This window comes from Psychrobacter sp. AOP7-B1-24, assembly GCF_052376215.1.
GTDB lineage: Bacteria > Pseudomonadota > Gammaproteobacteria > Pseudomonadales > Moraxellaceae > Psychrobacter.
This window is the reverse complement of record NZ_JBQSVL010000071.1, coordinates 1-15,749: the sequence shown is the minus strand read 5'-3', so window position 1 is coordinate 15,749 and position 15,749 is coordinate 1. Positions and strand designations below refer to the sequence as shown.

14 protein-coding genes are annotated in these 15,749 nt (G+C 43.2%); 11 read left to right on the top strand and 3 right to left on the bottom strand.

Annotation, left to right across the window (positions count from 1 at the left end):
* Positions 1-446: 446 nt before the first annotated feature.
* From recN to xerD, 7 genes are all read left to right on the top strand, one after another.
* Positions 447-2,126, top strand: a complete 1,680-nt coding sequence (gene recN / locus ACT3QP_RS12125) for a DNA repair protein RecN (RefSeq protein WP_444525676.1) — start codon at positions 447-449, stop codon at positions 2,124-2,126.
* Between the two features lie 111 nt (positions 2,127-2,237).
* Complete coding sequence (locus ACT3QP_RS12120) at positions 2,238-2,801, top strand: YqgE/AlgH family protein (RefSeq protein WP_444525675.1); 564 nt, start codon at positions 2,238-2,240, stop codon at positions 2,799-2,801.
* A 57-nt stretch (positions 2,802-2,858) separates the two neighbouring features.
* Positions 2,859-3,395 (top strand): Holliday junction resolvase RuvX, encoded by a 537-nt coding sequence (ruvX, locus tag ACT3QP_RS12115; RefSeq protein WP_444525674.1) that lies wholly within the window; start codon positions 2,859-2,861, stop codon positions 3,393-3,395.
* Positions 3,396-3,634: 239 nt separating this feature from the next.
* Positions 3,635-4,174, top strand: a complete 540-nt coding sequence (locus ACT3QP_RS12110) for a hypothetical protein (RefSeq protein WP_444525673.1) — start codon at positions 3,635-3,637, stop codon at positions 4,172-4,174.
* Between the two features lie 62 nt (positions 4,175-4,236).
* Positions 4,237-4,563 (top strand): sulfurtransferase TusA, encoded by a 327-nt coding sequence (gene tusA / locus ACT3QP_RS12105; protein WP_444525672.1) that lies wholly within the window; start codon positions 4,237-4,239, stop codon positions 4,561-4,563.
* Between the two features lie 103 nt (positions 4,564-4,666).
* Entirely contained in the window at positions 4,667-5,860 is a 1,194-nt protein-coding gene (locus ACT3QP_RS12100) for a methyltransferase (protein WP_444525671.1), read from the top strand.
* 24 nt (positions 5,861-5,884) lie between these two features.
* On the top strand, positions 5,885-6,823 hold the full coding sequence (gene xerD / locus ACT3QP_RS12095) for a site-specific tyrosine recombinase XerD (protein WP_444525670.1): 939 nt from the start codon (positions 5,885-5,887) through the stop codon (positions 6,821-6,823).
* A gap of 69 nt (positions 6,824-6,892) precedes the next feature.
* Here the strand turns inward: xerD and ACT3QP_RS12090 are convergent, their stop codons facing one another.
* A complete protein-coding gene (locus tag ACT3QP_RS12090) occupies positions 6,893-7,729 on the bottom strand; it encodes a hypothetical protein (RefSeq protein ID WP_444525669.1) in 837 nt (278 codons plus the stop codon).
* Between the two features lie 307 nt (positions 7,730-8,036).
* Between ACT3QP_RS12090 and ACT3QP_RS12085 the strand changes: the two genes are divergently transcribed.
* On the top strand, positions 8,037-8,657 hold the full coding sequence (locus ACT3QP_RS12085; protein WP_444525668.1) for a class I SAM-dependent methyltransferase: 621 nt from the start codon (positions 8,037-8,039) through the stop codon (positions 8,655-8,657).
* A gap of 184 nt (positions 8,658-8,841) precedes the next feature.
* Here ACT3QP_RS12085 and lptG read toward each other — a convergent pair whose 3' ends face one another.
* Entirely contained in the window at positions 8,842-10,128 is a 1,287-nt protein-coding gene (gene lptG / locus ACT3QP_RS12080; RefSeq protein ID WP_444525667.1) for an LPS export ABC transporter permease LptG, read from the bottom strand.
* Complete coding sequence (locus ACT3QP_RS12075; RefSeq protein WP_444525666.1) at positions 10,128-11,390, bottom strand: LPS export ABC transporter permease LptF; 1,263 nt, start codon at positions 11,388-11,390, stop codon at positions 10,128-10,130. The genes lptG and ACT3QP_RS12075 overlap by 1 nt, the downstream gene beginning before the upstream one ends.
* 864 nt (positions 11,391-12,254) lie before the next feature.
* On the opposite strand from ACT3QP_RS12075, the gene ACT3QP_RS12070 reads away from it, so the two are divergent.
* The 3 genes from ACT3QP_RS12070 to sstT all read left to right on the top strand — a co-directional run.
* Positions 12,255-13,910 carry a leucyl aminopeptidase gene (locus ACT3QP_RS12070; protein ID WP_444525665.1) on the top strand — a complete coding sequence of 552 codons (1,656 nt, stop codon included), beginning with the start codon at positions 12,255-12,257 and terminating at the stop codon, positions 13,908-13,910.
* 77 nt (positions 13,911-13,987) lie between these two features.
* On the top strand, positions 13,988-14,482 hold the full coding sequence (locus ACT3QP_RS12065) for a DNA polymerase III subunit chi (RefSeq protein ID WP_444525664.1): 495 nt from the start codon (positions 13,988-13,990) through the stop codon (positions 14,480-14,482).
* A gap of 316 nt (positions 14,483-14,798) precedes the next feature.
* A partial coding sequence (gene sstT, locus ACT3QP_RS12060) for a serine/threonine transporter SstT (RefSeq protein WP_444525663.1) occupies positions 14,799-15,749 on the top strand: 951 nt, incomplete at its 3' end.

The window sequence follows — 15,749 nt, the reverse complement described above, 5'->3', positions numbered from 1 at the left end:
GCTCCTGGCTTTTCGTACGATACCTGCTTAATTTAAAGATATTACAACGCCCTGTTATGTAACATGAGTCGTAAAATCTGATAGTAAGAGTTTATCATTATGTGAGATTATGCTACCACATTATATCTATAAAGTTTGTTAAAGCGATTAGGAAAGTTTTGTCTCGTAGCAAATACAAAACGTTTTCTCTACTAGTGTTTCGATGAAAACTTCTTACTACTGTTTGGCTAACCTATTAAATTTATGGTTAATATTAACCATACTATGACAAATATAAACCGTTAGTTTTTACAAATTTTGTGATGATATTTCTTTCTAAATTTATTGTATTCACTACTATTAAGATTTGTATTTAACTGCATTTAACACCATAATATTTGCCACCGGTCGTTATCTAGCTAGTATTATTAACTAAACGATTTTACTTCCTTTCATGAGAGGCGTTGATGCTAGTATCATTAACTTTACATCAGTTTGCGTTGATTGCTCAGCACGAGCTAAGTATGGCTGAGGGCTTCAATGTCATCACTGGTGAGACAGGCGCGGGCAAGTCGCTATTACTTGATGCATTATCGTTATGCGTCGGCGAGCGAGCCGACAGTGCAATGGTCAGACATGGTGCTGCACATGCAGATATTTATGCGCAATTTGATGTAGTAAACAATACTGTCATTGCGGATTGGTTCGCTAAAAATGATAGAGCGCTAGAAGAACCAGAAGTATTAATTCGCCGTCAGCTTAGTAATAATGGCCGTTCAAAGGCATGGTTAAATGGTGCGCCAGTCAGTTTGGCTGAGTTAAAAAGCTTAGGCTCATTACTGGTCAACATTCACAGTCAACATGCTCAGCAAGCGTTGCTTAAACCACAATTTGTGGTGCAGTGGCTCGATGAGATGGCACAAATCACTTTATTAGCAATACAGACTGCTAGTAGCTATCAAACTTATCAAAAGCTCAAGCGCCGTGCTGATGACATCGCCAGTCGTGAAGCCCAGCGCCAAGATCGCATTGAGCTTTTGCAAAGCCAAATCGCCGATATCGCGCCGTTATTAGAAGTTGATTATGCGGAAGTTGAAGCAGAGCACGAAGAGCTGTCAAATATAGAATCGTTGATGCAAGAGGCTAGCCATGGCTTGTATCTGCTCGATAATGATACCGATGAGCCCGATGTCATGACCTTGCTAGGACAAGCAATCAAACTCTGCGACAATCAAGTGGGCGTTAGCCAGACCTTTGAACAAGCATCTGAACAGCTGCATTTAGCACAACAGCAAATCACTGAAGTGACAGGATTACTATCAGACTATGCTGAGCAGCAGCTACCTGATCCTGAACGCTTGCAGACATTAGACAGTCTTATCAGCTTGGGTCATCGCCTATCCCGTAAGCATAGCCTCCCAGCTAGCGACTTAATCGATGAAGCAAAAGACTGGCAAGCACAATTGGAGAAGTTAGAAAATGAACCCAGCAGCGATGTCATGGCTATCCAAATTGAGCAAGCCTGGCAAGAATATTTAACGCTAGCCACTAAGCTAAACAAAGAACGCTCAAAAGCAGCGCCCATCGTTACTAAACAGCTAATAAAACAACTACAACCACTTGCGCTACCCAATGCTCGCTGTGAGTTTATCTTTACCGAAAAGTCAGATCCTAGCCAATATAATGCGCAAGGCTGCTTTGATGTTGACTTGTTATTTAGCGCCAATGTCGGTATGCCGATGCAGCCGCTACACAAAATTGCATCAGGTGGTGAGCTGTCGCGGATGGCACTGGTCATGCAAGTACTACAAGCCACCAATGTGGACAATAACGCGGCCAAGCCAATGCTGGTATTTGATGAGGTCGATGTCGGTATCAGTGGTGGCACCGCGCAAGTGGTCGGTGAGCTGTTACGCGAGCTTGGTCGTACGCAACAGTTATTGGCTATTACCCATCAAGCACAAGTAGCCGCGCAAGCACATCAACATATCTTGGTACAAAAGCATCATGATGAACAAACCCAAAGTGAGCTGCTGATTTTGACAGACAACGCTCAAGTTGATGAGCTGGCACGTATGTCAGGCGGTGTGACCATCACTGACGTTACCCGTGACCATGCCCGCAGTTTATTAACGGATGTTAAATAAGGGTTCCTCATTAGCACAGCATCATGGCTAAATATTTGCTTTAGTTGATTTTTTGCTCGCTATCGCCATATAGTGGTCTTTCACCTTTATCGTTAGGTTTCATTTGTTTCTATGTCTAAAGCCAATTTGACTCACCATTTCTTAATCGCAGCGCCAGAGTTATCAGACCCAAGGTTTGAGCAGGCGCTCATCTATATTTGTCGTCATGATAAGCATGGTGCACTCGGTCTGATGGTCAATCGTCCGTTGGAACAATCGCGAGTGGGTAAGCTGCTAGAGGACTTAGATATTGAGGTCACTAACCCTCAAGTGATGGAAGATTTGGCGTTAGAAGGTGGCCCTATGTACCCAGAAGTTGGCTTTGTTTTGCATACAGGTCAACCAGAGTGGGCATCATCATTTGCGATATCAGAAAACGTCTGCATCACGACCAGTCAAGATATCCTCAAGCGTATCGCCGCAGGTCAAGGCGTTGGTCACTATCAGCTATGCTTGGGCCATGCCAGTTGGGCTAAAAAACAACTCGAACAAGAGCTTGATAACGGTGATTGGTTGGTGTGCCCTGCTGATTTAAATTTATTATTTGATACGCCATTTGAAGAGCGCTGGCAAATAGCCGCTGATAAAATCGGGATCAATTTTGACTACCTAAGCAGTGATATCGGTCACGCTTAACCTTATATATTCTATGAATGTAGAAATAAAAATTCAAAACAGGATACATCCGTTACTATGGCAGATAGCACCCTTATAACAGATAGCATCAATTCAATAGAGACTGAGGCGGGCATTGCTGAAGCGACCGTAAAGCCACACCTTGTTTTAGCCTTAGACTATGGCGTCAAAAAAATGGGCATGGCACTTGGCAATACCATTACCGAGACAGCGCGTGCCTTTGATATCTTGGCGATGAATAATGGTCAACCAGATTGGGATAATCTGCTGGGTATTATCAAGGTATGGGGAGTATCAAAAGTGGTCGTCGGTCTACCGCTTAATATGGATGGTAGCAGCTCGATGCTCTCTAAGCGTGCGCACAAATTCGCCCGTCGTCTAGCACATAGAATCATGGAGCAGCATCTACCAGTGGTAGTGTCACTTTGTGATGAGCGCTTGACCTCAGTTGCCGCGCGTGAAATAGCGTGGGAAAATGGTTGGATTCAACATGAACGCGACCCGATTGATGATATCTCTGCCTGTATCCTAATGTCGACGTATTTCGCTGACCCAAATAGCAGTATCGCTATCGATGCAATCAAAACTGATTAGCTTAGCAATTATCAGTTTGGCTGAGCAATTATCAGTTTGGCTGAGCAATTATCAGTTTGGCTGAGCAATTAGCTTACTACTCAAATACTGCCCATTTCTGCTATATAGTTGATCCAATTTGAAAGTAGTACAAGGAAACCGAGCGTAGATGTATATATAATACCTCACGTGAGGTTAACGCTGTCGCTCTTTTATAGTGGATTGACCATATCATCTAAACGGATAAATGACTGATTATTATGACTACTGTCTCAAACCAATCCACGCAAAATAAATCGCAACATGGTTTTGCTCCACTCGCTATCGCTCGTATTAAAGGCGCACAGCGGGCAAACCAAATAGCTATTTATCTCATTTATGCTGCTATATTTGCGTTTGTGGTCTTTGGCACCATTGCTAGTATTAAAGCCTTTCATGACAATCAACTGCTTTATCAATTATTTTATAACCTGCCCTATGCTTTGGTTGCGCTTACGATTCCGATTACTCTGTATGATGCCCTAGTCGTTTATCGCTATCGCTTAAACCAGCCGTCGATGATTGCCATGAGTATCGGTGTATCAACCATCATATTGGTTGGTGGACTGATATTTGCCGATACTGCATGGTTAGGGCTGTCTTGCTGGTTGGGTGTGGCCTTTTTATTCAAAGTGAGTTTCAAGCGGTTTTTTAACTTTTTAGAAGTGGCTGACTTGCCTGACACTGACAAGGTGCTAGAGACAGACGAAGCACTAGCACTAGAAACAGATACTGTCGAAAACTCAGAAAGCACTTCCTGACTCCTGACAGGCGCGTAAACAAACCATCCATTATTAAATTTTTAGATTAATTAAGTATAATTATGACAACTTCAACAACAGATACCTCTATTAACCATCATCTAGACACGCAAGGGCTTATTTGCCCTGAGCCTGTGATGATGCTACATCGAGTCATACGCAAAGCAGACAGTGGCGAGGTGATTGAAATACTAGCCACCGACCCTGCTACGACGCGTGATATTCCTAATTTCTGTCGTCACCTAGGTCATGAGCTGTTGACGCAAGAAACGCTCGCGGAAAATGTGAATTTAAATGTCGATCCTGATGAAATAACCATTGATAGCGATGATACCGCGCCTATGAGTGTGACGCTTTATCGCTATTTGGTTAAGAAAAAAAGCGCTTAAACGCACCCAAATTACTGCGGACAATCAACGGCAGCGACATACATAACATAAAGATATCTTTGCTTTATACGAGATATATTATTCACAGAAGGTAGGCTATCACGTGTTACAAACAGAAAAGCAGTATATACAGTGGCAAGAAAACGAAACTCTACGTAATGCTGTTTGGTTGTCTGAAAGCAATCATATGCCACCTACGCGCATCGTATTAGTCGATGATACAACGACCGCAGATGACGCTTATCGCTTGGCTTGTGAAGGTACATCACTGCTGTGGCGCGGTGACTTTCATAATGCACGCCAGTTGTTACAAGCGCTTGGTCGTCGCATAGATCGTACCAATGAGCGCTCTGAGCTGCGTAAAATTAAAAAAGCTGCAAATAAACCTAATGCGGCAAGTGTTAAAGGCATTCCCAACTTATTTCATCAGCAGCGTCAACTGCAAGCCCAGCGCTCACGTATATTGAGCCGCCTGCTACTAGAGCTTGATGTCAATTATGTCAGCCAACTACGCCGCGCGCCCGATGTGAGTGCGGCCTGTACAGCCGCTTTTGGCCCATTAGATAAAGCAATGGATACGTCTTGCGTGCTGTCATTTCGTGATTTGCAAGGCGCACTTGGTGCAGCAGGATGGCGCGAAAAAGGCGTCCCGATAGACAGCTTAGGGTTATCCATTTTTCCGCATTATGGCGTCTTTGCACCAACTCGTCATGAGTATGTGCAGCTCTTACTCGATGCACCGCTACCAGCGAGCCATGATGTCGCTTATGACATTGGTACTGGCACGGGACTACTGGCTATTATCTTAGCGCAGCGCGGTGTGCCACAAGTGATAGCAACGGATTTGAATCCACGTGCTTTGGCCTGTGCCAACGAGAACTTTACACGGTTAGAGTTACCTACCGTACAATTGCAGCAAGCCGATTTGTATCCAACTGATGCACCACTCGCCAATCTGATTGTTTGTAATCCGCCTTGGCTACCTGCTAAGCCAAGCTCGTCTCTTGAGTATGCTGTCTATGATGCCAAGAGCGCGATGCTACGTGGCGTTTTGCAAGGTGCTAAACAGCACTTAGCTGAGCATGGGGAGCTCTGGTTGATAATGTCAGACTTAGCTGAGCACCTACAACTACGCACCCGTGATGAGTTATTAAAATTGTTTGTCGATGCTGGATTGGCGGTAAAATATCGTCTGGATACCCAACCTAAGCATGGTCGCAGCCAAGATGATAGCGACCCTCTGCATGTCGCGCGCAGTGCTGAAGTCACTTCATTATGGTGTCTAACGCTTATCTAACATTCACCCATCGAGTACTGAGTTATGAGCCGTGATCGTGCCGTGCAACAGCGCCAACCTAAGGCGCTGGCAGTAGATGATGAACCCAGTTATATGACTGAGTTTCGTCAAGCCATGCTGGCACGTGGTCTAGCGACGCGTACTCGTAATGCTTATGTCCGCGATCTGCGTGCCTGCGAGCTGACCAACCCTATTGCCTTGACACGCTGGCAGCCTGATGACGTGCTGCACTGCTTATCAAGCCTTACTCAAGAAGGCAAAACGCCACGCACCCAAGCACGTATGCTTTCAAGTCTGCGTCAATTTTATCTATGGATGATTGCCAGTAACCTGCGTGAAGATAATCCTTGTGAACGTATTAAAAGCCCCAAGCTCGGACGTCCACTCCCCAAAGACTTAGCAGAAACAGATGTCGATAATTTGCTTGCCGCGCCCGATACCAGCACTGCGCTTGGGCTACGCGATAAAGCCATGCTAGAGGTGCTATACGCCTGCGGTCTAAGGGTGAGCGAGTTGATTAATCTCTCATTAGAGCAAGTAAATCTAAACGCTGGCTGGCTACAAATAACGGGGAAAGGCAATAAAACGCGGCTGGTACCACTCGGCGAATATGCAAGCGACGCGCTAGAAGATTATCTGTCTCATGGACGTGGTGATTTGATTGCGCATTTGAAATCGGGGAATTGCCAAGCAGTGTTTTTGACCGCGCAAGGTGGTTATATGACACGGCAGAACTTTTGGTATCTACTTAAGAAATACGCCAAAGTTGCCAGTATCGATAAAGAACTATCACCGCATACCCTACGTCATGCATTTGCCACCCATCTACTGAACCATGGCGCGGACTTACGTAGCGTGCAGTTATTACTTGGGCACAGTGATTTATCAACCACGCAAATCTATACCCACGTGGCAACGGCAAGATTGCAGAAATTGCATGCGGAGCATCATCCGAGAGGTTAAGTAAAATTAAATCTGATATAGGCTGTGTACTATTTTTTCTTAAGGAAATATTCAGCTCATTTACTAAATCTATTCATAAGCTTTTTTTGTCGGATTGAACTTTACAATCTTACTGTAATTAACATGCTCAATACGCTCATCATCGGTAGGCATTTCACCTTTGTAAGTCAACATAATGGGATAGTAAGTGGTATTGTTAGGCAATACTTTTAAAGTCCCTTCATAACCATAATACAAAGGTGAGTCTTCATCGTAACGCTCATTGCTTGAGCCAGCATCACCAACATAGTAAACATTGATAAAATCATTCTCAGGTAAGTGTAAGGCTTTCCACCAGTCATCCCTTGCACCTTGCCCCATATAGAAATTCGTAAACAAACTGCCTACTAGGTTCTTACCTAACGGCTGCATACCTTCCTGAATATCTTCAGCATAAAGTCCCGAACTTCCATTGCTACCCGAATACTTTACGTCCTTTGGTGTTTGACTCACTAACTGAAACAATCCGTTATTTAGTTTTTTAAAACTGTATAAATCTGCTGTTGCACCACAAATATGACAAGAGTCAACTTCGCCATCAGAAACCTGAACCTTTTCAACGATAATTAGATAGCGATCTTCACCTGCTGTATTTTTGTACTGAATAACAGGGAGCATTAAAGCTATAGTCGCTCTACCAGAATCATCATATTTCCCTAAGCCGATATACGGTGTATTTTCCATATAATCCACATGAATATCGAACATCTGACCATTATAAAACTTACGCATAACTTCTTTGAAGCTTAAGTCTTTGATTTTAACCTGAGCTATTTTACCGGCAGAGAAAGCTGGTACGGCAGCCATCACAGGGAGCGCAGATAGGGTTATCCAGCTAATCGCTAAACTAAGTAAAATCTTTTTCATACTAACTTCCATTAAAGTATAATATTCTGAATATATCCTAACCTATCATGTTTCTCGAGCTATATTAGGTTTAGAACATCCAAGTCTCTGATATAACCTTACTAAATACTACATCTTGCTTAATATCTATATCTACGGATAAATAGGGCCTATGCAGCGCTAAAGTAATACATAAACTGTAGATGCATAAAATCTAATAAACCATAGCTGCAAACCTACCTTTTTCTCGCTACAATACGCGTATGATGTGCACGCTGCATAACTGAGCAACGCACCACCTTTTACCTATTCATTATCCGAGAATCCTATGAGCCACCCACTAAATCATAAGCCACCTGCTGACCTATTAAAAAACGCCGAACACTGGCGCGAAGACATTAACTTTCGCCAAGACGTACTGGGTAAACCGTTTGATTTTGCAACCACGTGGGGTATTTTTTCACCGCAAAAGCTCGATGACGGTAGCTTGATGCTGCTTGATTATGTGGATTTTGAGCAAGATGATGATTCAATCGATTTGGGCTGTGGTTATGGCGTACTCGGTATGACAGCAGCGCGTGAATGCCCAAACGGTCAGCATACGTTAATCGATAAAGACTTTATGGCGGTAGAATACGCACGCCGTAACTGTGAAAAGAACGGTCTGAACAATGTCGACGTGCATTTATCAAACGGCTTTAACCATGTGGCAAAAGACAAAGATTTTAGCCTCGTGATGTCGAACTTGCCAGCCAAAGTGGGCAAAGAGCAGCATTATTTATACTTCCTTGATGCTTATGAGCGTATGCGTACGGGTGGCCGCTTTTATGTAGTGACCATCAATGGTCTGCGTCAATTTGTGAAGCGCTCGTTTACCGAAGTATTTGGCAACAGCGATAAGATCAAACAAGGCAAAACCTATACCATTACCATGGCAACCAAAGACTAATACCATTCACAAGAATACGATTAGCTGTGTCAAAATCGCTTAGCCTACAACGTGTAGTGCTTGCACTCTTTTTCCTTGCTACTCTAATTTTTGTGAATGGTATAGATTTTTGAAAGCGGCATAAGTATGAAGCCCGCTAAAACGATATGTTTTAGCGGGCTTCTTTGTAGCAGACTGCCTCTAACTACATCTGCCGTTTGAGTAGATAGCCACCCAATGCCGCACTACCGATGATGGGTAATAGCACCATGAGTAGCGGCGACACGCCAGTCGCAAGCGAGATAAAGCCAACCAAATCTTGTACATAACTAAATAGCAAACCAAACATCAATGCCACTACAATACGCAAGCCTAAGCTATGCGTACGCAGCGAACCAAAGACAAATGAGCAGGCGACAATCACCAATGACAAAATAGACAATGGCGATAGCAGCTTTTGCCAAAATGCCAGCTCATGACTTAAAGAGCGCTGACCTTGTTGACGCATAAACTGGCGATGTTCATACAGCTGGGTCAATGACAAATCTTCTGCTTTACGAGTAAGTAAATAAACAGATTCAGGAGCAAATGGCAGGCTTAAAGTATCTGATGGTGAGACAGCTTGACTGCTATCAAAACCCTGATTGATATTTAATTTGGTCATATTATTCAGCTGCCACTCATAACGATACTGCTCGCTTATCTCACTAACGCTAGTATCGATTGGTTCGCGGCCGATATATTGCCCATTATCCGCATGGATAGCTGTCTGCAAATTACCTTCATTATCCAAATGCCAACGCTTTACCTCACCAATATTGCCTTGCACATCCGCATAATCAATATACAGAACATCACTACCATCAGGCGTGGTACTACCGTCCTCTGAACTATCAAAACGTGGCTGTACCGTCCAATAGCCACGTACCGATGTGACCAATGCACGACTATCTGCATCATTGATCTCTTTTGCCAACTGATTAGAAGAAGGTAAGACAAACTGATTGATCGCCAATGCAATCAATACAAAAATCATTGCAGGCTGTAGCACCCAACCAACGATGCGATACACACTCACGCCAGCAGCTCGCATTACTACCAGCTCGCTTTTGTTGGCGAGTAAGCCCAAGCCTACCACGGCACCAAGTAACGCACCCGTTGGAATAAACTGCTCTAAAAAATAAGGTGAGCGATAAAAAATATATTTTATTGCCTGACCCATCGTATAGCTGTCATCTAGCGAATCAAGCTCTGATAAATAAGAGAAAACCAGCTGCAAAGCCCACAGACCTAAAACTGCACCGATAATCGCGAGCAACGCATTACGTTTCACATAGCGGCTAAGGACTTTTAGATTGGCAGGTGTTTTTGCAAACTTAGCTTTAGGGTGTTGAGAGCTAGTGTTTGAGGAATTAGGGCTTTGAGACTTAGGGCTTTGAGACTTAAGGCTTTGAGACTTAGCATCCTGAGATTTTGAGAATAAATCGCTCATTAAGGTTGCCCTCCTTGTGAGCCATTACTCTGACTGTCAATAACCGTTAATGGCGCATTTTTTTGTTTACGAAAGCGTAACCGATGCTGCACGCGACTACCCCAGTTCATATAAAGCGCCAATACCATAAACCCAAGAACCAACCATGCATATGACCACACGCTAACACTACCTTTACTCACAGCATTTTTAAGTGAAATAATACCCAACGCACAGCTGACAAATAATAGAATAGAGGGAAATAGGCGTAACCAACGACCTTGACGCGGACGTACTTGTGCAAGTGGCACAGCCAACATAGGCGCGATAATCATCAGCCACGGTAAAGCAAAACGATATCCAAGTTCACCTTGTGCCGCACGTAGCGTATTAGTATTGCTTACTTGTGCACTACCAGTCGCCGCTTGCCATAATGGCCCTATTGCTTGCGTTTCGATGTTGTTTTCGGTGACGACTTCTTTTGATGACTCAGTCAAAGTGATACGGTAGCGATCAAAGCCTACCTGATTGTATTTCAGACTACCTGCTCCAACTTCATAGCGACGACCTTGGAACAAATCCAACTGGGTCACGCCAGTATCTCCCGTGTCTACTTGTTCGGCACGCTTAGCCAAAGTAATGGTATCTTTACTGATGTTGGCATTTTTCACAGCAGCTGATATCTCTAAGGACTCTGCCGTTTCTGGGTCGATACCGTTACTAATATCGACCGCTGCCTGTTTAGCAGCACTGCCCTTTTCTTCAGGTTCAGACTGAATGAGAATCACATTCTGTAATTGTTTTTTATCATCACTCAAGCTACCCACGTATAGATGATAATTACCACTACTGATAAATTCATTTGGACGTATCAAATCAAAAGCACTGGTCACAGCTTGCTGCTGCCAAACAGCCTCAGAAGAACGTACACCCCACGGTTTTCCAACGATTGACAGTGCGGCTTCACCAACAAACAATGCCAATATCAAAGGCGTTATCAAGCGGGCAAGCCGACCACGCGAGACACCACTGGCATTGATGACTGCCATTTCTTGATCGACATATAAGCGACCAAATACCAGCATTAGTGCGATAAAAAACGCTAAAGGCAAAATCAACTCTAAAAAGTATGGCAAGTTATAACCAATGATGGTAAATAACAAACTAATATCAAGATTGCCTTCTGCAGCGATGCCGAAATAACGGATCAAACGACCACCAAGCATCATCACCACTAAAAACCCCAGTACCAGCGCAGTGGTTGAGGCAACTTGTTGGGTCATATAGCGGCGTAATATCACAATAAGCACTCTTAAAAGGGTTGGTATTCATACTGATTCATCACATGACTATTGTCAGTGTACTAACAACTGAAAACGCGTCATTAAATATTATAGGCACATTACTGCTCAGTGAAAGACTTAAGCAGGTATAAAGACAACAGAGTCACTTATTAGCAACACCCTATAAATACTAGCGATAAAGATGACCGCTAATGCTAGCATGTTTTGCCTAAAAATGGCGGTGAAATGTGTTTGAAAACATTACGTACGCCTTACTGAAGGGTACATTAACGACTTAAAACTTTTGATGAATGGCTATTAGAAACAAGTAATTTAACCTTATCTGAAATATTGGATGAATAATCCGTATATGCGGTAAGATCATGCAGCAAATATATACGAAAACGTTACCTAAGCCTTGCCGACAGCCCATTGATTACCTGATATGCTACACTACAACCATAGCAAACAGATGCTAACCATTTTAATTTTTTATATGCTAAGTTTTGATACGTTATGCGCTACTTTTATACATTAAGCATTGGGGCTTAACTTATTCAACATAATTATTTATCACTCTCAGCGAAGAAGTAGCCAAGATAAATGATCATTGATCATGTGTATTGTTTTTATATTTCAAACTCTTAATATGAAAAACAGCTTTAACTTTTAATGCCATCACCGATGAATAGAGTCGTCAATATTGAACTATAGTCAGTTCAGTATAATTTCGATACAAGGAAACCGAGTTCAAGTTATACATTAGTATGCTTAGCGAGGATGACGATGTAGCGGATTTATATAGACTTGACTATACATCCATTTTTACGACTCTCGTTTTATAACTCTAATAAGGATAACTATATGAATATTAAATTATCTCAGCACCTACCAAAAACTCATACTCAAAAAATCCTAAAAAAAGAAGCAAAGAACAAAGATGAAGCCTGTTTGGTTGTCTTAATCGATGACAAGAAAAGCATTCTTGCTGAATCTACTTTAACCGACTACACCGTACGTATTGAACAATTGATGGAAGTATCACACTTCAACGGTAAGGCTGGTGAAACGGTCGTTGACTATGCGCTAGCAGGTGATAAAAAAACCACCAAACAAAACCCTGTACAACTACTATTAGTCGGTGTGGGCAATACAGATAAGCTGAACAATACCGTAATACAAAAAATCACCAACACTATCTATAGCAGCACACAAAAACGGGTTGCCTCTATTACTGTCGCATTGGGTGATGCACTAGAAGAAAATCATTTTGGTCAATTTGCTCTCAACCTATTGGCAGCAAGCTACCGCTTTGACAAGTACAAATCTGAGCAAGCCACTCCAGTTCTGACCGACGTTTATTTGCTTGCTGATGAAGCATTACAGCCTGCGCTAGCATTTGCAAAATCAGTGTTTGCAGGGCAGAGTCTGACTCGCGATGTAGCCAATGAACCAGGTAACATCTGCTTCCCAGCTTATATGGCAGAAAAAGCCCAAGAGCTTGCAGTAGCCTATCCTGACCTATTAACAGTGAAGGTGCTAGGTGAAGATGAGATGTCAGCATTGGGTATGGGCTGCTTTTTGTCTGTTGCACAAGGCTCTACCAAAGAAGGTAAGCTTGTACTTATGGAATACCGCGGTAAGTCTGACTTCAGTAGCGATGCTGGCTCTAATAAAGCGGCGACTAGCAGTGCCAAAGTCAGCGGTGGTCTAAAAGCATTGGCTGATAAACTACCAACTAAAAAGTCTGCTAAAAATACTGATACAACCAGCACTGACTTATCAGCTGCAAATGATGATGCACCTATCGTATTGGTCGGTAAAGGCGTAACGTTTGATTCAGGCGGCATCTCTATCAAGCCTGGTGCAGCGATGGATGAGATGAAGTTTGATATGGGCGGCTCAGCATCAGTGATCGGTACAATCAAAGCATTGTGTGAATCGCGTTTACCAATCAACGTAGTCGGTGCGTTAGCCTGTGCTGAAAATATGCCATCAGGTGATGCGACCCGCCCAGGCGATATCGTTAAAGCCATGAATGGTCTATCGGTTGAAATCTTGAATACGGATGCTGAAGGTCGCTTAGTACTGGCTGATACTTTATGCTATGTACAGCGCTATCAGCCAAAAGCCATCATTGATGTTGCTACCTTGACTGGCGCTTGTGTGGTTGCACTTGGTCATGTACGCTCAGCAGTCTTTAGTAATAACGAAGACGTATTGTTTGAGCTAGAAAACGCCAGTAACTTATCAGGCGACCTTGTTTGGCATATGCCGTTGGATGATGAGTATCAAGCACAGCTCGAATCACCTATCGCAGATCTACAAAACATCGGTGGGAGAGCTGCTGGTGCCGTCACTGCCGCTTGTTTTTTATCTCGCTTCATCGAAGAAGGCCAGGCATGGGCGCATTTAGACATCGCTGGTACAGCATGGAACTCAGGCAAAGACAAAGCAGCCACTGGTCGCCCAGTACCATTATTTATGCAATATCTAAAAAATAGTGCAGATATGGCCTAGTCAATCAATGACAGTCAATCAACGACCGTCAATTTATGAAAGTTACTCTATAAAAGTCACTCTATGAAAACTATTTTATGAAAATTAGCTTTTATGTTCTAAGTGAGAATAAGGCCCAAGAAATCTTGGGCTTTATTTGTCAACTGACCCAAACGGCGCTTAACAAAAGCACTCAGTCGCTGCTGATTCTGATCGAAGATGAAGCGTTACTATCGTCGCTTGACGAGGCGCTATGGGCACAAGATTCTACAAGCTTTATACCACATCAACGTCTTTTGGATGCATCTAAAGATACTGATTTAGATACTGATTTAGATACTGCCAACACTGATAAACAGTCACAATCGCTAGCACCCGTCCTACTGGGGAGTTACATGCCAGCTGATTTCAAAGGTATCGTATTGAATACTACGATACATCCTATAAATAGTTTTATGGCAGTAACTTATAACGCCAAACCAACTCGAGTACTTGAGCTGATAAAACCTGATGCAACCAGTGTTCAAGAAGGTCGTAATAAGTATAAAGCTTACCAACAACTGGGCTATGAGCTGACTCATTTCAAAGTCTAAGGTACAGCCTGCGCCATAATTCCTCTTCATTTCTCACGACAAGCACGGTTTCTCCTCAGAGAATATGCGCCAATTTTTCTCATACTAAGCATAGCCCTCCACCTTGCTCACCTATGTTCGTTCGTGGTAAAGGTAGGCGCTTATCCCAAAAAATGCTACCATCCTTCGATTAATTTTTTGTTTTCACTACAAAAGTCTTATTTACAGTCGAATTATTTCCAAATGGCAACCGAGCAACACTGCGTATTTTAAGCAAAGTTAACACGGTAGCCATTTATCAATAACTTGGAATATTGACTAAATCGAGGATGTATAGATGCGTTCACTAATTGCGATGTACCAGCGTATAGGGCTAGTGCCGCTCATTATTATTGGTTTGATTTTAGGGGTGTTGATTGGTTGGCAAGCACCAGACATCGGCATTGCATTAGGATTATTGGGCACGCTGTTTGTGGGTGCGTTAAAAGCTGTTGCTCCAATACTGGTATTTGTCTTGGTCATGGCTGCTATCAGCCAACATCGTAGCGGCAACAAAGTTTATGTCAAACCAGTACTCATTATGTATATGTTCGGCACTTTTTTGGCTGCGCTGACTGCGGTAGGTGCGAGCTTTTTATTCCCGACTAACTTAGTGTTGATAAATGCGACGATTGAGCAAGTACCACCAGCCAACTTAGAAGCCGTATTGACCAACTTACTGATGAACTTGGTGGCTAACCCTATCAACGCCATCGCTGAAGCCAACTATATTGGTATTCTGGCATGGGCCATCATCATCGGCTTTGCACTACGTCAAGCCAGCGATACTGCACGCACAGTGGTCAGTGATTTTTCTGATGCTATCTCGCAAGTGGTCAAATGGATCATTGCTCTAGCACCTTTCGGTATTTTAGGTTTGGTAGCGAATACTGTCGCTGAAACAGGTTTTGTTTCTTTGGCAGGTTATGCACGTATCTTGATGGTACTCATCGGCTGTATGCTATTTATCGCGTTGGTCGCCAATCCTCTTATTGTACTGGTCAAAACAGGAAAAAATCCTTATCCGCTCGTATTCAGATGCCTACGTGAATCAGGGATTACAGCGTTCTTTACCCGTAGCTCGGCAGCCAATATTCCAGTCAACATGAACCTTGCCCGAAAACTGGGTCTGCATGAAGACACTTATTCAGTGACCATTCCACTGGGTGCCACTATCAATATGGCAGGTGCGGCGATTACGATTAACGTCTTAACGCTTGCAGCGGCACATACTTTAGGTATCGAAGTG